The organism is Paraburkholderia sp. Tr-20389, assembly GCF_017104565.1.
GTDB lineage: Bacteria > Pseudomonadota > Gammaproteobacteria > Burkholderiales > Burkholderiaceae > Paraburkholderia.
Window position 1 is genome coordinate 1 of record NZ_JAAGPD010000039.1, and the last position, 18803, is coordinate 18803.

Here is an 18803-nt window from a genome sequence, read left to right on the forward strand (position 1 = left end):
ACCGGCTTGCCCGCATATTCCTCACGGCTGTAGCCCATCTGCGCAGTGCGCGAGCGATGGCCGAACGACCGCAGATCGTTCACGCCATACCAGCGGTGACTGCGCAGTTCTTCGGGCGTCTTGCGTTGGTTCCGTCCGTTGCCGTTGTTGCTCACGTTTCGTCTCACTCATGGTATTGCTTCGATGCCACTGCGATGCTGCTGCACGTCATGCGCGGCGCCGCGTGCTCATCGCGCCGCGCTTCGCTTCAATCGATCGATCGATCACGCGGACACGCTGCCCGCGAACTCGCGCTCGAACGCGAGCAGATCGCGCACCGCCTGCGCGACAGCCGCATGCTGTTCGACGGGCGTCGCGCTCAGCAGCGGCAGGATCGGTCCCATGTCGGCGATGCCCGAGAACGTGACGGCGTCGTGCAGCACGCGGATCAGCGAGATGTTGTCGCGCAGCGTTTCGAGCGGCATGAAGGCGTCGTAGAGGCGCTGCGCTTCGGCGTCGCGCCCTTTCTTCGCCGCTGCGAGCAGTCCCGTCACCGCATGCGATGCAATGCAGCCGCTGCCCGTCGTCCACGCAGCGAGGCCGAAGTCGCGCACGTGCGTCAGCGCGGGACGTTCGCCCATGCCGGAGATCACGCGCGACGGGCTCACGCTTTCGAGCAGACGCCGCAGATAAGGATCGTGCGACGGGTCCGCGCGGACGATCGCGTACTTGACCGCGAGCAGCGTGCCGCTATCGACGAGACGCGCGAGCGTGTCGACGTCCACATACTCTTCGCTCTTGATGTACAGCGTGAGCGGCATGCCCGCGGCATCGACGATGCGCGTGAGCCCTGCTTCGACGCCCGCCGGCGTCGTGAAGCCGGACAGCGGCAACACCATCGCGGTGCGGTACGTCGTCTGCGCGAGGATGCGCGCCTGATCGAGCATCTTGCCGAAGTCCGGACCGATGGCGGGGATCACGCGCGTCATGGGCGCAGCACTTTCGGCCAGCATGTCGAGCAGATCACGGTATTCGCTGACGGCCACGTGATAGAAATTGGCGTTGCCGCCATACAGCAGCGTCCGCACGCCACCCGCTTCGATATGACGGATCAGTGTCCGGTTGGCGTCGATGTCGAGCGACAAATCGGCGCGGCGCGCGAGCGGCGGAACCGCCATCACGGTAGACGCGAACTCGCGCTCGTCGATCGGTGACTCGTTCATAGGGTCTCGGGTTTCGAATGGGTAGCGGACGAGCCAGAAATTAGCATCGGCTTCGCAATGTTGTCAAACAACTGTATGGGTACTAGGTGTTTTCCATGTAATCGTTTGACAACAGTTGACGCATATCGAGGCGGTCATCATCGGCGGCAACATGCCGGGCGACATACGGTTAAATTGGAAGGATCGCAACGAGCCACGTCGACAGGAGACCGATGATGATCAAGTACGCATTGTTCGCGCGTTTCGAGGCCAAGCCCGGCAAGGAAGCCGAGGTCGAGGCGTTTCTGCAGAAAGGACTGGAGATGGCGAATCAGGAAAGCACCACGCCGATCTGGTTCGCACTGAAGATCGCCGAGCACACCTACGGCGTGTTCGACGCCTTCCCCGACGAGGCGGGCCGCCAGGCCCATCTCGACGGCCCGATCGCGAAGGCGCTGATGGGCGTCGCGAACGACCTGTTTACCGGGCCGCCGCAGATCGGCCGCATCGACGTGCTGGGCATGAAGAACACGCTCGGCTGAGTATTCGGGCGCATCACCGGCGCAACCGCAAAAACAATCACAGCGATCGAGGAGACCTCGCCCATGACCATACGCATCGTTCGGCTCGGATCGGACCGCGCCGCCGACGAAGGCGTGCGCATCGGCACCGTGCGGCGCCCGCCGCGCGGCGTGCCGAAGTCCGAGTTCAGCCGCCGCAACTATTACGATGTCTGGCTGCCGACGCTCTCGCCGACGCCGGAACTCGTCAGCGAGGCGCTGGCTGCGCAGACAGATGCCGAATGGAAAACCTTCGTGCGCAAGTTTCGCGCGGAAATGAATCACGGCGACGCGTCGAAGGTGCTCGACACGCTGGCCGCGCTGTCGGCCACGAGCAATTTTTCGCTCGGCTGCTATTGCGAGGACGAAAACCGCTGCCATCGCAGCGTACTGCGTCAGTTGCTCGCCGACCGGGGCGCGAAAGTCGAATAGTCCTCGCCTTCGCGCTGTGCCGCCCTCTCAGGCAATCGCACCGCCCCCGTCGACGAGCACCGTCGAGCCCGTCGCGTACGGCGTCGTCGCCAGATAGACGATCGCGTTCGCGACGTCTTCGGGCTGGCCGACGCGCCGCGCCGGCAGACGGTTCGCCGCGCCTTCGAACATGCTGTCGCGCGCTTCGTCAGAGAGCTTCGACCACAGCGGCGTCGCGATCAGTCCCGGCGACACCGTGTTCACGCGCACGGGAGACAGTTCCAGCGCAAGTCCGCGCGCGAGCGCTTCGAGCGCGGCGTTGATCGCGCCTTGCAGCACGGACGACTTGCTCGGACGCACGGCGAGAAAGCCCGACACGAACGTCAGCGAGCCGCCTTCGGCAATCTTCACGGCGCGCGCCACGCGATACGCGCCCCAGAACTTGCTGTCCATCGCCCGATAGGCGTCGTCGAGCGGCAACTGGCGCACGGGGCCCGACGGCGTCTGGGCGGCCGAAATCACGACGTGATCGAACGCGTGCTGCGCGGCGAAGAACGCATCGACGGCTGCGGCGTCGGTCGTGTCGAGCTCCGCCGTCAGCACGCCGTGGCCGATCTCCTGCGCAGCCGCCGACAGCTTCTGTGCATGGCGCGACGCAATCGTCACCTGCGCACCGAGCGACGCGAACGCCTTCGCAGCCGCTGCGCCGATACCCGAACTGCCGCCGACGATCAGCACGCGTTTCGATTGAAGCGAATTCATGGTGTGTCTCCTGGATGGACAAAGAAGGGGGAGGTTTCGCGCGCCGTTACTTCGCGACGACGCCAAGTTGCTGCAGGAACGTCAGGTTGTCTTCGAGATGCCAGTTCTCCGCGATACGGCCATCGGCGACCCGGTAGATGTCCGTCGCGATGAAATCGATGTTCTGGCCGTGGCCCTGCACGTCCTTGAACTGTCCCGTGAAGTGGCCATGAAAACGCAGATGCACGACGACGCGATCGCCCGCCACCACCATCTGCTCGATCTCCGCCTGCAGGTCGGGCACGGCGGCGCGCACGAACTTCGACGCGGCGAGCGGCCCCTCGATACCCTGCGCGCGGCCCGGCGGCAAGGTGCGGTCGGTGAAGCCCGGCGCGAGCGCGGCGCGGGCGAGCGCTTCGTCGCCCGTGCTCCAGAACGTGTCGTAGCGGCGCGCCGCGAGAATCTGCGCGTCGCGCTGCGCCTTGGGCAGGCTCGGATCGACGGTCAGATGCTGCGGTTGAACGAGCGCAGACGCCGGCGTGGCGGCAAATGCGGGCGCGACAGCCAGCGATGCAACAGCAAGAGCAGCAGACACAGCGCGACGCAGCGAGGAAGCAGGACGAAACGACATGATGGGCTCCTTGAAGAAAAACAAAGCATTTGTTGAGTCGTATGCTAGCCTTCGCAATACGGAAGAAATACCGCTCGACGACTGATGAATCCTTTCTTTTTTGAGAAGAATGACCGACACCCGGATCGATAGCCTCCCCGCGCTGCTTGCCTTTTCCCGCGTCGTGTCGGCGGGCAGTCTGTCGGCGGCCGCGCGCGAAATGGATCTGCCGCTGTCCGTGGTCAGCAAGCGGCTCGCGCACCTGGAGAAAAGCGTCGGCGTGCGGCTGATCCAGCGCACCACGCGCCGCCAGACGCTCACCGAGGAAGGCGCGCTGTTTCATGCGCGCGTGGTGCGCATCCTCGATGAAATCGAGCAGGCGGAAGAACTGCTGTCGCAGCGCCGTCAGGAGGTCAGCGGCCTGCTGCGTGTGACGGCGCCCGGCCAGCTCGGCCGCCAGAAGATCGCGCCGCTGATCGCCGATTTTCAGCGTCTGCATCCGCAACTCACGGTGCAGCTGGATTTGACGGATGCCGTCGTCGATCTCGTCGAAGGCGGGTTGGATCTCGCGATCCGCTTCGGCAGCCTCGCGGATTCGTCGCTGATCGCGCGCACGCTGGCGCCGAATTTCCGCGTGTTGTGCGCGTCGCCTGCCTATCTGACGGAGCACGGCACACCGAAGCATCCGCACGATCTGACCTCGCACCGCTGCATCCTGATCGGCGACCAGCGGCGCGCGGAATGGCGCTTCGAGGGCGACGAGAGCATCGCCGTGCGCGTCGATGCCGCGATCATCACGAACGACGGCGAAGCCGCACATCTGTTCGCACTCGCCGATGCGGGCATCGCGGTGAAGTCGATCTGGGACGTGGGCGACGACATCCTCGCCGGCAAGCTGCGCCGCGTGCTGCCGCAGCATTCGATGTCCGCGGCGCCGCTGCACGCCATCTACCCGCATAGCCAGCATCTCGCGCCGCGCGTGCGCGCGTTCGTCGACTATCTGCGCGAACGGCTCGCGCAGGCGTGGCGCTGGGACAGGCTGTGAGGACGCGCGGTCCAGTTTCGCCACATTCGGCTCGCAGTGCGCAAGCGCGCATCGTCGTCGCGTGGTTGACGCGCCGTTCTCACCCAGCCGGCCACATTTTTCCAAATGCCCGATCAGGCGTGGATTCGCCGGCCTTTTTGCGATAATGAATCGTCTTATGTTCGGGTAATTTCCCGTTAGTGTCGGCGTGGACCGTCCGGATGTTCGTCATCCCGTGCGCCGCCTCATATCCCCCACCCAGGAAGAGTCATCACAATGGCCACTGCGACGTCCCGCACCAGCGACACCACCCTGCTCGATTCGAAGCACGCTGGCCGCTTCACGCTCGGCAACCGGATCATGCTGAGCTTCGGCGCGCTGTTCGTGCTGATGCTGTTGATGGCCGCGATCTCCTGGACGCGGCTGCGCACGATGGACGACGAAGCGCTCAGCATGGGCCGCGATTCCGTGCCCGGCCTCTATCTTGCGACCACGCTGCGCGCGACGGCGAACGAAGGCTACGCGACGCTGCAACGCGCGCTGTTCGTCGAAGGCAGCGCTGCCGCGACGACGAGCGACCTCGAACGCATGCCGCAGTTGCTGCGCAATTTCGATCAGGTATCGGCCCAGTACCAGGCAACGCTCTATCGCGACGCGGACCGCGAGCACTTCCGCGCCTTTCGCGCCGCCTGGGATCAATACCTGCCGCAGCTGAACGACGCGATCCGCGCCGCGCCCGCCTCGAAGGCGCAGGCGCAGGCCACCTTCCTCAAGCTCGCACCCGCGTGGGACAACGTGATCCGCGCGGCCAACGAGCTCGTCACCGAAAACCGCACGCAGGCCGACGATTCCGCCAAAGCCATCCGCGATTCCGTCGCCAGCACCGAAATCACACTCGCGACCGCGCTCGGCGTCACGCTGCTGGTCGCGCTGTTCACGGGCTTTTCGCTGTATCGCGCGATCACCGTGCCGATGGCGAACCTCGTCGACGTGCACAACGTGATGCGCACGGGCAATCTGACGCATCGCCTGAAGCTCGGCCGCCGCGACGAATTCGGCACGCTCGAAGACGGCTTCAACCGCATGGCCGAAGAACTGAACAGCCTCGTCGCTCAGGCGCAGAAATCGTCGCTACAGGTGACCACGTCGGTGGCCGAGATCGCCGCGACCTCGAAGGAACAACAGGCGACCGCGACGGAAACGGCCGCGACCACGACGGAAATCGGCGCGACTTCGCGCGAGATCTTCGCGACCTCGCGCGACCTGCTGCGCACGATGAACGAAGTGTCGACCGTCGCCGAGCAGTCGGCGACGCTCGCGGGCACGAGCCAGAGCGGCCTCACGCGCATGGAAGACACGATGCGCAGCGTGATGGAAGCGGCGGGCTCCGTGAACGCGAAGCTCGCGATCCTCAACGAAAAAGCCGTCAACATCAATCAGGTCGTCGCGACGATCACGAAGGTCGCCGACCAGACCAACCTGCTGTCGCTGAACGCGGCGATCGAAGCGGAGAAAGCCGGCGAATACGGCCGCGGCTTCGCGGTCGTCGCGACGGAGATCCGCCGGCTCGCGGACCAGACGGCCGTGGCCACCTACGACATCGAACAGACCGTGAAGGAGATCCAGTCGGCCGTATCGGCGGGCGTGATGGGCATGGACAAGTTCTCCGAAGAAGTGCGGCGCGGCATGAGCGACGTGCAGCAGGTGAGCGACCAGCTATCGCAGATCATCCACGAAGTGCAGACGCTCGCGCCGCGCTTCCAGCTCGTCAACGAAGGCATGCACACGCAGGCGACGAGCGCCGAGCAGATCACGCAGGCGCTGTCGCAACTGTCGGAGGCCGCGCAGCAGACGGCGGAGTCGCTGCGTCAGTCGTCGCAGGCGATCGACGACCTGACGCTGGTCGCGAACCAGTTGCGCACGGGCGTGTCGCGCTTCAAGATCGAAGCCTGACCTTGCGCGCATGCCCCCGGCTCCGCTGACACGGTGAGTGCGATGCTCTTTCTCCTCTTCGAACTCGACGGCGACCGCTATGCGCTCGATGCCGCCTGCATCGTCGAAGTCCAGGCGCTGACGGCCGCGAAGACGATTCCGGGTGCGCCCGCGTGGGTCGCGGGTCTGATCGAGCGGCACGGCGGGCCCGTGCCCGTGATCGATCTCGCGCAGCTTGCGCTCGGCCGGCCGTCGCAGCGGTGGCGTTCGACCCGGCTCGTGCTGGTGCGCTACCAGGAGACACCTGAAGCGCCGTCGCGCCTGCTCGGCCTGATCGTCGAACGCGCGACGCAGACGCACCGCATCGAACGCGAGCGTTTCGCCGACAGCGGCATCGCGACGCCGCACGCGCGCTGGCTCGGTGCTGTCGCGAGCGACGAATTCGGCATGATCCAGCGAATCGACGTACAGCAGATGCTCGACGACGACGTGAAGGCACTGCTCTTCCCGCAACCCGAACCTCATCCGCAATGACCGCCGCGAACGCCTTCGTGCCGCGCTTCGAAGCCTGGCTCCTGCGGGAGACGGGGATCGACGCGTCGTCGCTCGGCGTCAATGCGCTCGAACGCGCGGTGCTCGAACGCGTGCGCGTCGCGTGCCTCGGTGCAAGCGCGCACGACACGAACGTGTCCGTCGATCCCGCCGACATCGATGCGTACTGGCAGCAGCTGACGACGTCGCGCGACGAACAGCAGGTGCTGATCGAAGCGCTCGTCGTGCCCGAGACCTGGTTCTATCGCGACCGCGAAGCGTACGTCGCGCTCGCGCGGCTCGCGAATGAGCGGCTGGTGCGCGATCCCACCCATGTGCTGCGCGCGCTGAGCCTGCCGTGCTCGACAGGCGAAGAGCCGTACACGGTGGCGATGACACTGCTCGACGACGGCATCGGCGAGAACCGCTTTACCGTCGATGCCTTCGATATCAGCGCGCGCGTGATCGACCATGCGCGCGCCGGCATCTACGGTCGCAATTCGTTTCGCGGCGCGCCGCTCGCGTTTCGCGACCGGCATTTCACGGCATTCAAGGAGGGCTGGCAACTGGGCGAGCGTGTGCGGCAGACGGTGCGCTTTACGCAGGCCAATCTGTTCGATCTGCAGCCGAATGTGCAAGCGCCCTATGACTTCATCTTCTGCCGCAACGTGCTGATCTATTTCGATCGCGACGCGCAGGACCGCGCGATCCGGCTGCTCGACGCGCATCTCGCCGACGGCGGCACGATCTTCGTCGGCCCTGCCGAAACCGGCCTGATGATGCGTCACGCGATGACGTCGGCGCGCATTCCGCTCGCCTTCGCGTTCCGGCGCAGCACGCCGGAAGAACGGGACGCCACGCGGCAAGCGGTGAAGCAGGCTGTGTCGGGCATCGCGGCGCGCGCCGTGCATACGGCTGCATCGACCTCTGCGGCAGGCACACGCGACTCGGCAAAGCAATCGCCCGCGCACCGTGCTTTCACGCGTACACCATTGCGCGCGCCGCCGACTGTCAGAGCGATGCCGCCCGAAGTACCGCCGCAAGCGGCCGCCGTGCCATCGCTCGATGCCGCGCGCCGTCACGCGGATGCCGGCGAGTTCGACGCCGCCGAACGTCTCGCGCATCAGCATGCGATCGTGCATGGCCCGAACGTCGACGCGTTCCATCTACTGGGACTGATCGCCGATGCGCGCGGGCACGTTGACGACGCCGCTGACTTCTATCGAAAGGCGCTCTATCTGGACCCCGCACATTACGAGGCGCTCACGCATCTGGCCGCGCTGCTCGATATCGGCGGCGATCACGCGGGCGCGCAGAACCTGATGCAGCGCGCGCAACGCTCGGCCGCGCGCGCCGCACGGTCGACGGACGCGTCGGCGGACGAAGCACAACGATCACGAGGATTCCATGCTTCACGACGCTCCTGATCTCGCGAGCGCGACCCTGCGCATCGACGACTGCTGGAATCGCATCGGCACGCGTGGCGACAACTCGTGCCCGCGCCTCGCCGACTATTCGCGCTGCCTGAATTGCCCGGTGTTCGCGCAAGGCGCAGCACACCTGCTCGACCGGCCGTTGAGCGACGCGGATCTCACGCCGCGCCTGAACGCAGACGAAGCAAGCGGCGTTGCGTACGGCAACGACGCCGCGACGCATTCCGCCCTCGCCTTCCGCATCGCGGGCGAATGGCTCGCGTTGCCGACCCGCGTGCTGCGCGAAGTCGACGATATTCGCGCGATCCATTCGCTGCCTCATCAGCGCTCGCGCGCGGTACTCGGCATCGTCAACGTGCGCGGCGCGCTGACCCTGGCGGTCTCGCTCGGCGAACTACTGAACATGGAGCCGGCCGCCAACGCCCGAGCGGTCGCGCGCAACGGCTACGCGCGCATGCTGGTCGCCGCGCACGACAGCGAGCCCGTCGCGTTTCCCGTCGATGAAGTGGAAGGCGTGATCCGTTATGCCGACACTGCGGTCCTGCCCGTGCCCGCGACGCTCGCGCACGCCACCGCGTCGCATGCGCGCGGCGTGCTCGTCTGGCGTGACCAGACCGTCGGCCTGCTCGACCCCGCACGCCTGTTCGACTCGATCGCCCGGAGCCTGCGATGACGGATGACGATCTGAGCCGCCAGTCGCTGCTCGAACTGTTCCGCGAAGAAGCCGGCGCGCAAACGCGCGTGCTGTCCGACGGACTGCTCGCGCTCGAACAGCGCCCCACCGACGCCGCCGCGCTCGAAGCCTGCATGCGCGCCGCGCATTCGCTCAAGGGCGCGGCGCGGATCATCGGCTTGCAGGATGGCGTCGATATCGCGCATCTGATGGAAGAATGCTTCGTCGGCGCGCAACGCGGCGAATTGCAACTGACGCCCGCGCATATCGACGTGCTGCTGCGCGGTGTCGATCTGCTGTTGCGCGTGGGCGAAGCGAAGCCGGAGGCACCCGTCACGCGCGCGGATATCGACGCATTCGTGCGGCGGCTGTCGTCGCCCGAACAGGGTGCGGACGAGCCGGCCGGGCAGCAACATGCGGATGCCGGGCTCGACGTGTATGCGCAGCTTCAGGCGCAGTTGCAGGCCGAAGCGCTCGCGCAGCGCCAGGAAACGGCGGCCGCCGACACCGTCGAAAAGCCCGACGCCGCGCGTCACGCCGACCGCATGCTGCGCGTGCGCGCCGCGAATCTCGACCGCGTGCTGAGCCTGTCGGGCGAAGCGCTCGTCGAATCGCGCTGGCTCAAGCCCTTCGCGTCGTCGATGCTGCGCATGAAGCGTACGCAGCGCGAGACCTCGCTCGCACTCGATGCGCTCTACGACACGCTCGCTGTGCATCTCGGCGAAGTCGCGCTGTCAGCGCTCGCGGATGTGCGCAGCGCGCTCAACGGGATGCAGCAGACGCTCGGCGCGCGTATCGACGAACTCGATCACTACGAGCGCAGCAGCGCCAATCTCGCGCAACTGCTGTACGACGAAGCGCTGCAATGCCGGATGCGTCCGTTCGGCGACGCGACGCATGCGTATCCGCGCGTCGTGCGCGATCTCGCGCGTTCGCTCGGCAAACGCGTGACGTTCCAGATCGTCGGCACGTCGACGCAGGTGGACCGCGACATTCTCGACATGCTCGACGCGCCGCTCGGCCATCTGCTGCGCAATGCCATCGATCACGGCATCGAGACGCCCGAGCAACGCGCCGCGAGCGGCAAGCCCGTTGAAGCCCACGTGACGCTCGAAGCGCGTCACAGCGCGGGCAAGCTGCTGATCAGTGTCAGCGACGACGGCACGGGCATCGATCTCGACGAGGTTCGCGCGTCCGTCATCCGCCGCCAGCTCGCCGACGCGGACACGGCCGCGCGCCTCTCCGAACAGGAACTGCTCGATTTCCTGCTGCTGCCGGGCTTTTCGATGCGCGACCACGTCACGGACGTATCGGGGCGCGGCGTCGGGCTCGATGCCGTCCACGAGATGGTCAAGGCCGTGCGCGGCACCGTGCGTATCTTCAACGATCCTGGCAAAGGCTCGCGCTTCGTGATGCAGTTGCCGCTGACGCTGTCCGTGGTGCGCAGCCTGCTCGTCGACGTGGGCGGCGAAGCGTACGCGTTTCCGCTCGCGCACGTGCGGCGCACGCTCGAACTCGCGCGTGCCGATATCGACATGCTCGAAGGCCAGCAGCATTTCGCATTCGACGGCAAACCCGTCGGGCTCGTCACCGCGCATCAGCTGCTCGGCGCGCAGGCCGCGGGCATCGCGCGCGAGTCGGTGTCGGTGGTCGTGATCGGCGACGAGCGCGAGACGTACGGGATCGCCGTCGACCGCTTTCTCGGCGAGCGGATGCTCGTCGTGCAGCCGCTCGATGCACGCCTCGGCAAGATCAGGGACATCGCGGCGGGTGCGTTGATGGAGAACGGCGACGCCGTGCTGATCGTCGATGTCGACGACCTGCTGCGGTCCGTCGACAAGCTCGTGCGCGGCGGCCAGCTCGACAAGATCGGCCGCGCGCACGATGTCGCGACCCGGCAGCGCAAGCACGTGCTCGTCGTCGAAGACTCGCTGACGGTGCGCGAACTCGAACGCAAGCTGCTGGAAAAGCGCGGCTATGCGGTCACGGTCGCCGTCGACGGCATGGACGGCTGGAACGCGCTGCGCAGCGGCAGCTTCGATCTCGTCGTCACCGATATCGACATGCCGCGCATGGACGGCATCGAGCTCGTCACCCTGATCAAGCGCGACCCGCTGTTCAAGCCCGTGCCTGTCATGATCGTGTCGTACAAGGACCGCGACGAGGACCGCCGGCGCGGGCTCGAAGCGGGTGCGGACTACTATCTCGCAAAGGGCAGCTTCCACGACGAAGCGCTGCTCGATGCCGTACGCGATCTGATCGGAGAGGCGGTCCAATGACATCGGGAAGAAGCGCAGGCATGACGATCGGCATCGCCAACGACCTGCCCCTCGCCGTCGAGGCGCTGCGCCGCGTGATCGCGCTGCGTCCCGAGCATCGCGTGCTGTGGGTCGCGGCGAACGGCGAAGAAGCCGTCGATTTCTGCGCGGCGCAAACGCCCGACGTCGTGCTGATGGATCTCATCATGCCGAAGCTCGACGGCGTGGAAGCGACGCGCCGCATCATGGCGCGCACGCCCTGCCCGATCCTGATCGTCACGAGCAGCGTCGGCGCGAACACGTGGCGCGTCTACGAGGCAATGGGCGCGGGCGCGCTCGACGCCGTCGATACACCGACGCTATCAGGACGCGGCATTGGCGAGTCCGCGCAACTGATGCTGCAGAAGATCGACCAGATCGGCCGGCTGATGGACCGGCCCGCCACGCCCCGGCAAACGGCTGCCGCGCCGCTGCGGCCCGACGCCCGGCAACTGGTCGCGATCGGCGCGTCGGCGGGCGGTCCGGCCGCGCTCGCGACCGTGCTGGGCAGCCTGCCAGCGAGCTTCGCGGCACCCATCGTGATCGTGCAGCACGTCGACAAGGTGTTCGCCGACGGCATGGCGCAATGGCTCGACGGGCAGACGCCGCTCACCGTGCGCACGGTCCGCGAGGGCGAACCGCCGGTTGCGGGCGTCGCGCTGCTGGCGGCAACCAACGACCACCTGCTGATGACACAAAACGGCGCCCTGCACTACACTCCCGATCCGGTCGAACTGCCGTACCGTCCTTCCGTCGACGTGTTCTTTCAGAGTGTCGTCGAGCATTGGCCCGGCGACGCGCTCGGCGTACTGTTGACGGGCATGGGCCGCGACGGCGCGATCGGGCTCAAGGCGATGCGCGCGAAGGGCTACGAAACGATCGCGCAGGATCAGGCAACCAGCGCCGTGTACGGCATGCCGAAAGCGGCTGCGGCCCTCGGCGCGGCGAGCCGGATCCTGCCGCTCGGCGACATCGGCGGCCAGTTGATGGTCTATGCGCGCCGATGACGGTATCGGGGGCATCAATGGTATCGGCGATCAACGATAGAGACGGGGCATGAGCAGCATTTCCGACAGGGGTACGCAAATGGACTTCGATCAAATCGGGGCACGGGACCAGGGGGGTTCCACATCGACGTCGGTCGACCGCGCGAATGCCGCGCTGGAAGCCGCGCGCGCCGCGCTCGAAACGGCGGCGCTGTCTGACATGCCGATCATGGTGCTGCTCGTCGACGACCAGGCGATCGTCGCGGAAGCGGTGAAGCGCGCGCTCGCGAACGAGGAAGGCATCGATCTGCACTACTGCGCGAGCGCCGACGAAGCGATCCGCGCGGCCACCCATACGCGTCCCACGGTGATCCTGCAGGATCTCGTGATGCCCGGCATCGACGGTCTCACGCTCGTGAAGGCGTACCGCACGAACGCGAAGCTGCGCGACGTGCCCATCATCGTGCTGTCGACGAAGGAAGAGCCGACCATCAAGAGCGCGGCCTTCGCGGCAGGCGCGAACGACTATCTCGTCAAGCTGCCCGACCGCATCGAACTCGTTGCGCGCATTCGCTATCACTCGCGCTCATACGTGAACCTGCTGCAACGCGACGAGGCCTACCGCGCGCTGCGCGAATCGCAGCAGCAACTGCTCGAAGCCAATCTCGAACTGCGCAAGCTCACACAGTCGGATGGCCTGACGGGTCTGTCGAACCGCCGCTATCTGGACGAGTACCTGAACGCCGAGTGGCGGCGCGGCATGCGCGCGCAAACGGAAGTGTCGATGCTGATGCTCGACGTCGACAACTTCAAGCCGTACAACGACACCTACGGGCACGTCGCGGGCGACGAAGTGCTCAAGCAGATCGCGTCGACAGTGGAAGGCTGCCTCGGGCGTCCCGGCGATCTCGCCGCGCGCTTCGGCGGCGAGGAATTCGCGGTCGTGCTGCCCGGCACGTCGGCGGGCGGGACGCGCCTGCTCGCCGAGAAGATCCGTCTCGAAGTCGAGGCGCTGCGCATTCCGCACGCGGGCTCGTCGTCGGGGAAGTATGTGACGGTCAGCGTCGGCTGCGCGACGCTGGTGCCGGCACCCGATGCGCCGATGACGACGCTGATCGAATCCGCCGACCTCGCGCTCTATCGTGCGAAGCGCGACGGCAAGAATCGTGTCGCGGCGATGGAGGGCGGCAAGGGCGCGGCACGCGGGGCCGCCGGGTGATGCGCCTTCTTCCACGTGTTGCCGCCGGGTCGCCGGCGCCCTAACCCGGCTTGCCGTCCGCGCGCGGCCGCATCAACGGCAGCGCATACGCGCCCACATAGATCGCGAATGCCGCGATCCAGCACACGCCCGCGCTCCCGATCCACATCGTGTAATGCCCCGGCGCAAGCAGCGGACCGACGATCCGCAACGCCGAACCCAGCGTGACGAGCGCATAGCTCGCGAGATCGCGCGTATCCGCGACGAGCGGCCGGCCCGTGTGACCGCGCGCCGTGCGCGTGATCATCGCGATGATCGCCCCGCCGATCACGCCCGCCGTGAACGCATGCAGTGCCACGGAATGCGGCACGAATCCGAATGCGCTCAGACCCAGCAACGCAAAGCCGATGGGCATCCACGCATACGCGATATGCAGGATCAGCAGAATCGCCGGACCGCGCACCTTGTACGAACGCCAGCCGATCAGACGCGCGCCGTGGACCGCGCAGGCAGCCAACGCGAGCGTCGCAATGAGCGCCGGCGGCAGCGCAGCCGCGTCGGCGAACAGCGCGGCGAGCGTCAACGGCGCGGCGCTGCGTTCGACCCACGTCCAGCGACGCGTGACGAAGCCAGGAATCGCGTTCGACGTGAACATCGGAATCACGCGCGCGCCGATCACGCTCACCAGCAGCACGACGATACCCGCCGCCGCGTAAATGCAGCGCAGCGCGAGCCCGGCGTGCCCGGTCTGCATCAGCACATGGAACGCGGCGTTCAGGGCACCGAAGGTCAGCAACACGGGCACGAGGAAATAGTTGCGCCGGTTCCCCGCCTTCATCAGCACGCGCAGCAACACGAATGCGACGACGGGCAGGAACGCGCTGTCGATGAGCGCGGCCGGTACAGCCGGTCCACTCCACACGAGCACGCGCGCACACAGCCACAACAGTGCGAGCGCGGCGAGCACGCGCGGGCTGGTCGTCTGCATGCCCGTCCAGGCGCGCACGGCTGTCAGCAGAAAGCCCGCGACGATGGATGCCGCAAAGCCGAACACCATTTCGTGCGCATGCCATCCGATGGGATCGAGTTTGAGCAGATAGTGGCCCATCGCCGGCACGCCCGCGAGCACGAGCAGCCATACGCTGAGCGCGAGCGCGGCAAAGCCCGCGCCCGCCAGATAGAACGGACGAAAGCCCAGGTTGAGCAGCGCGAAACGCTGCGCGGGCCGGTAGCGTCCCGGCAGCGGAACGAAGGTCGCACGGGGTTCGACGGGTTTCATGATTCGCTCGCTTTCTTCAGGGCAACGCAAAGGATGAGAAAGCGGCCTCGCCGCTTTCCAGCGGGTCTGCGCTTCGTTATGCGCAGTGCGCTTCGAACGCGGGATAGAGACGCACTTCTTCGCGCGTCATCCGTTGCCGCAGATGCGAAATCACGCGGCCGATTTCACGCGCGGATTCGAGTCCCGAGCGCCCTCTGTCGAGCGAATCGAAAAAGCCGAGAATTTCCGCCGACATCGCGCGCATCTCCTGCGCGTACATATCGCCGAGGGCGCGCGTCGCGTCGTGCTTCTGCATCGCGGGGTAGAGCTTCTGGTCTTCGCGCGCGAGATGCGCGACGACGACGCCGCGCAGCAGCTTCAGCTTGCGGCGGCCTTCTTCGGAGGCGACGCCGAGCGCGCGGCATTCATCGAGCAAACGGAAAATCTCTTCGTGGTCGTGCTTGAGCGTGGTGATCAGTGACATGGTTGTTGACCTGCACATTCTTATGTTGACTGGATACGCGGCCTTTGGGCTCGCGTTAACCCTTAAACACGTTTCGTGCCAACCAGTAATGTTCAGGAAAACAGTAACTTACGGTGTTCGCTAGTCACTCGCACCCTAGTCATTCCGACTAGGTGCCGAGTCGGTTCGACAGCCTGCTTCGTGAGGGCTCAAGCCGATTCGCGCTCGACCATACTGAACCCGACATCGACGAATGCGCGCTCGTGGACGCCGTTCAGCCGGTCGAGCAGCGCGCGCGCCGCGCTCACGCCGATACGCGTGCCGTCGACGCGCACCGTCGTCAGTTGCGGCGTCGTTTCTGTCGCGAAGTCGAGATCGCCGAAACCGCAGATCGCGAGTCGCGAAGGCACGTCGATGCCCATGCGTCTCGCTGCGCCGAGCGCGCCGATCGCCAGCAGGTCGGAGCCGCAGAACACGGCATCGACATCCGGCGCGCTCTGCAGCAGTTGCGGCAACGCGGCCTTGCCTGTCGCCAGCGAACTGGGCGGCGCAACGATCACTTCCGCCACGTCCGTCATCCCCGCCTTCGCGAGCCGGTCGCGAAAGCCTGCGCGGCGTGCAAGCGCGCGCACGTCGCTCGCCGAAATCAGCGCGGGCCGTTTCGCGCCGCGCGCCAGAAAGCGCTCCGCCACCGCCGCGCCGATCTGCTCATGCGAGAAGCCAACCAGCATGTCGATCGGCGTCTCCGTCATGTCCCACGTTTCGACGACGGGAATACCGACGTTGCGCAGACGCTCGCGCAACGAAGCCGTATGCGCGACGCCCGTCAGCAGCACGCCTTCGGGCCGGCGGCTCAGCACGGTATCGAGCAGGCTTTCTTCGTTGGTGTCGCTGTAGCCGCTGAGCGCGAGCAGCACTTCATAGCCTGCGCGCGACATGGTCTCGCTGAACACCTGAATGGTTTCGGAGAACAGCGAGTGCGCGATGGTCGGCACGATGGCCGCGATCAGCCGCGAACGCGCCGACGACAAACCGCCCGCGAGACGATTCGGCACATAGCCGAGCTTCTGCACGACCTGGCGCACACGCTCGAGCGTTTCGGGCGCGACGGACTCCGGGTTGTTGAACACGCGCGACACCGTGATGGGCGACACGCCCGCTTGCGCCGCGACATCCGTGATGCGCAAGCCCTTCGGCCCGCCGCGCGTGCGCCGCGCGGGTGTGGCGCTGCCCTTGAGATCGATCGGGGCGTCGTCGGTTGGCTTGGCGGTCGGCATGAAAAGATGCACCTGGAAAAGTTGCGCGGCTATTGTAGCCAATGCGCGATGCACACATTCACGCGCACTTTCACGCGCGCGTTCATTCGATTGCGGGCGCGCCGCTCACGCCCTGTGCCGCGCGAGCGCTGCGGCGCAGAACGAAGCTGGTGACGATCGCGAAGACCAGCATGCACGCGGCGGGAATCAGCATCGGTGCCTGCGTGCTGCCTGTGGTCTGCTTCACGAACGGCACGAGATTCTGCGCGATGAAGCCGCCGATATTGCCGAGCGAGTTGATGGCCGCAATGCCCGCCGCCGCGCGCGCGCCGAACAGGAACTTCGGCGGCAGCGTCCAGAAGCACGGAATCAGCAGATACATGCACGGTGCGCCGAAGCACAGCGCGACGAAGCGCAGCGTATTGGTCGGCAGGAATACCGACGACAGGAAGAACACCATGCCGAGCAGCGCCGACGCGAGCATCGCGACGATCGCGCGATTGCCCGCTCGCAGTTTCGACGGCAGCCACGCGAGCACGATCGTCGCCATCAGCCACGGAATGATGTTGAGGAAACCGTTCGTCGTGTTCGTGACGCCGAAGCCTTTGACGAGCGTCGGCAGCCAGTAGCTCACGCCGTACACGGAGATCGACAGCATCATGTAGTAGAGCGCCATGCCGATCACGCGCGGCTCGGCGAGCACGGACAGCAGCGTCGTGTGATGCGCGGCGTTCTTGCGGGCCTGCGCGCTCTCGTTCTCCAGCGTGCGCGCAAGCCAGCCCTTTTCTTCGTTCGACAGAAACTTCGCTTCGCGCGGCGATGCGGGCAGGCAGAACAGCACGACCAGCGTAAGCAGCACGGAAGGAATGCCCGTCACGACGAACACGAGCTGCCACCCTTGCAGCCCGAGGAAACCGCCCTTGTCGAGCAGCCAGCCGCAGATCGGCGCGCCGACCATGTTGCCGAGGCTGCTGCCCACCGTGAAGTACCCGAGCATCCGCACGCGATGCCGCTGCGGAAACCACAGCGTCAGGTAATAGATCACGCCGGGATACAGCCCGGCTTCCGATGCGCCCAGCAGAAACCGCAGCACATAGAACATCGTTGCGTTCCGCGTGAACGCGAGCAGGATCGTCACGATGCCCCACGTCAGCATGATGCGCGCCATCCATTTCGGCGCGCCGTACTTGTGAAGCAAAACGTTGCTCGGCACCTCGAAGATCAGATAGCCGATGAAGAACAGCGACGCGCCCAACCCATACGCCACTTCCGACAGCCCAAGACTGCCGAGCATCTGCAGTTTCGCGAAGCTGATGTTCGAGCGGTCGATATACGCGACCAGATACAGGACGCCGAGCAGCGGCATCAGCCGCAGGCCCAGACGATTGATGAGGCGCGATTCGTCGATCGCGGAAGTGACGGTGTTCACGTTGTCTCCTGGGCCCGCTGCGTGCGCGCGGACCTCCTTATGGCGGTTGTCGTCGTGACGGGTTGCGCGTGACCTCTACAGCGCGTTACTTCTGCTGCTCGCGCCACGCCTTGTAGGCGGCCAGCGTTTCCTCGTTCGGCGGATACGTGCCGCGCAGCGGACTGCCGTCGGCGACGCGCTGCTGGATGAACGCTTCGAGCTGCTCCTGTTCGGTTGCATCGCGCGCAACGTCTTCGGCCATTTCGCGCGGCACGATCACGACGCCGTCCACGTCCCCGACGACGATGTCGCCCGGATAGACGGGCACGCCGCCGCACGCGATGGGCACATTCATGTCGACGGCGTGATGCTTCGCGAGATTGAGCGGCGCGCTCGCGCCCGCGCACCAGATGGGCAGACCCAGTTCGGAGATCGTGCCGCTGTCGCGCACCGCGCCGTCCGACACCATGCCCGCGACGCCGCGCTTCGCGAGTCGCAGCGCGAGAATCGAGCCGACCGAAGCGACCGTGCGGTCGCCGCGGCAATCCTGCACGAGCACGCTGCCGGGCGGCGCTGTCTCGACGGCCTTGCGCTGCGGATGGTCGGGGTTCTGGAACACGCCCACATGATCGAGGTCTTCGCGCGCCGGGATATTGCGCAGCGTGAACGCGGGACCGACCAGGTTCGGCGCGCCGGGCGCGGGCTTCACGAGCGGCGCGACGCCTTGCAGGAACACATTGCGCAGGCCGCGCTTGAAGAGCTGCGTGGTGAGCGTCGCGGTGCTCACGTGGCGGAGTTGTTCGAGCGCTTCGGCGCTCACGGTCGTTTCGGTTGCGGTCAT

General features: G+C 66.3%; 18 protein-coding genes. 10 read left to right on the forward strand and 8 right to left on the reverse strand.

Annotated features, from left to right (window positions below):
• Window positions 1-263: 263 nt before the first annotated feature.
• The gene (locus G3N95_RS29150) at window positions 264-1202 is read right to left on the reverse strand and encodes a dihydrodipicolinate synthase family protein (RefSeq protein WP_205973562.1); all 939 of its coding nucleotides are present in this window, start codon (window positions 1200-1202) and stop codon (window positions 264-266) included.
• A 215-nt stretch (window positions 1203-1417) separates the two neighbouring features.
• Here G3N95_RS29150 and G3N95_RS29155 point away from each other — a divergent pair, with 215 nt between their 5' ends.
• The gene (locus G3N95_RS29155; RefSeq protein WP_205973658.1) at window positions 1418-1723 is read left to right on the forward strand and encodes an antibiotic biosynthesis monooxygenase; all 306 of its coding nucleotides are present in this window, start codon (window positions 1418-1420) and stop codon (window positions 1721-1723) included.
• 63 nt (window positions 1724-1786) lie between these two features.
• Window positions 1787-2173 (forward strand): DUF488 family protein, encoded by a 387-nt coding sequence (locus tag G3N95_RS29160; RefSeq protein WP_205973563.1) that lies wholly within the window; start codon window positions 1787-1789, stop codon window positions 2171-2173.
• Window positions 2174-2200: 27 nt separating this feature from the next.
• On the opposite strand, the gene G3N95_RS29165 is transcribed toward G3N95_RS29160, so the two are convergent.
• Both G3N95_RS29165 and G3N95_RS29170 read right to left on the reverse strand, forming a co-directional pair.
• Window positions 2201-2914, reverse strand: a complete 714-nt coding sequence (locus G3N95_RS29165; protein WP_205973564.1) for an SDR family oxidoreductase — start codon at window positions 2912-2914, stop codon at window positions 2201-2203.
• A 46-nt stretch (window positions 2915-2960) separates the two neighbouring features.
• Complete coding sequence (locus G3N95_RS29170; protein ID WP_205973565.1) at window positions 2961-3524, reverse strand: ester cyclase; 564 nt, start codon at window positions 3522-3524, stop codon at window positions 2961-2963.
• Window positions 3525-3633: 109 nt separating this feature from the next.
• Here G3N95_RS29170 and G3N95_RS29175 point away from each other — a divergent pair, with 109 nt between their 5' ends.
• The 8 genes from G3N95_RS29175 (at window position 3634) to G3N95_RS29210 (ending at window position 13598) form a co-directional block, all read left to right on the forward strand.
• Window positions 3634-4548, forward strand: a complete 915-nt coding sequence (locus G3N95_RS29175) for a LysR family transcriptional regulator (RefSeq protein WP_205973566.1) — start codon at window positions 3634-3636, stop codon at window positions 4546-4548.
• A 255-nt stretch (window positions 4549-4803) separates the two neighbouring features.
• Window positions 4804-6480 (forward strand): methyl-accepting chemotaxis protein, encoded by a 1677-nt coding sequence (locus G3N95_RS29180; protein ID WP_205973567.1) that lies wholly within the window; start codon window positions 4804-4806, stop codon window positions 6478-6480.
• A gap of 42 nt (window positions 6481-6522) precedes the next feature.
• Entirely contained in the window at window positions 6523-6993 is a 471-nt protein-coding gene (locus G3N95_RS29185) for a chemotaxis protein CheW (RefSeq protein WP_205973568.1), read from the forward strand.
• Window positions 6990-8417, forward strand: a complete 1428-nt coding sequence (locus G3N95_RS29190; RefSeq protein ID WP_205973569.1) for a CheR family methyltransferase — start codon at window positions 6990-6992, stop codon at window positions 8415-8417. The genes G3N95_RS29185 and G3N95_RS29190 overlap by 4 nt, the downstream gene beginning before the upstream one ends.
• Entirely contained in the window at window positions 8398-9096 is a 699-nt protein-coding gene (locus G3N95_RS29195; RefSeq protein ID WP_205973570.1) for a chemotaxis protein CheW, read from the forward strand. The genes G3N95_RS29190 and G3N95_RS29195 overlap by 20 nt, the downstream gene beginning before the upstream one ends.
• A complete protein-coding gene (locus G3N95_RS29200; protein WP_205973571.1) occupies window positions 9093-11375 on the forward strand; it encodes a hybrid sensor histidine kinase/response regulator in 2283 nt (760 codons plus the stop codon). The genes G3N95_RS29195 and G3N95_RS29200 overlap by 4 nt, the downstream gene beginning before the upstream one ends.
• A 20-nt stretch (window positions 11376-11395) precedes the next feature.
• Window positions 11396-12400, forward strand: coding sequence for a chemotaxis response regulator protein-glutamate methylesterase (locus G3N95_RS29205; protein ID WP_205973572.1), 1005 nt, complete (start codon window positions 11396-11398; stop codon window positions 12398-12400).
• Between the two features lie 79 nt (window positions 12401-12479).
• On the forward strand, window positions 12480-13598 hold the full coding sequence (locus G3N95_RS29210) for a diguanylate cyclase (RefSeq protein WP_277398041.1): 1119 nt from the start codon (window positions 12480-12482) through the stop codon (window positions 13596-13598).
• A 40-nt stretch (window positions 13599-13638) separates the two neighbouring features.
• Here the strand turns inward: G3N95_RS29210 and G3N95_RS29215 are convergent, their stop codons facing one another.
• The 5 genes from G3N95_RS29215 to G3N95_RS29235 all read right to left on the reverse strand — a co-directional run bounded on the left by G3N95_RS29215 (window position 13639) and on the right by G3N95_RS29235 (window position 18803).
• On the reverse strand, window positions 13639-14856 hold the full coding sequence (locus G3N95_RS29215) for an NnrS family protein (protein ID WP_205973573.1): 1218 nt from the start codon (window positions 14854-14856) through the stop codon (window positions 13639-13641).
• A gap of 76 nt (window positions 14857-14932) precedes the next feature.
• On the reverse strand, window positions 14933-15319 hold the full coding sequence (locus G3N95_RS29220; RefSeq protein ID WP_241019020.1) for a hemerythrin domain-containing protein: 387 nt from the start codon (window positions 15317-15319) through the stop codon (window positions 14933-14935).
• Between the two features lie 188 nt (window positions 15320-15507).
• Window positions 15508-16575, reverse strand: a complete 1068-nt coding sequence (locus G3N95_RS29225; protein WP_205973575.1) for a LacI family DNA-binding transcriptional regulator — start codon at window positions 16573-16575, stop codon at window positions 15508-15510.
• A gap of 82 nt (window positions 16576-16657) precedes the next feature.
• Window positions 16658-17983 (reverse strand): MFS transporter, encoded by a 1326-nt coding sequence (locus tag G3N95_RS29230; RefSeq protein ID WP_205973576.1) that lies wholly within the window; start codon window positions 17981-17983, stop codon window positions 16658-16660.
• Between the two features lie 85 nt (window positions 17984-18068).
• Entirely contained in the window at window positions 18069-18803 is a 735-nt protein-coding gene (locus G3N95_RS29235; protein ID WP_205973577.1) for a ribonuclease activity regulator RraA, read from the reverse strand.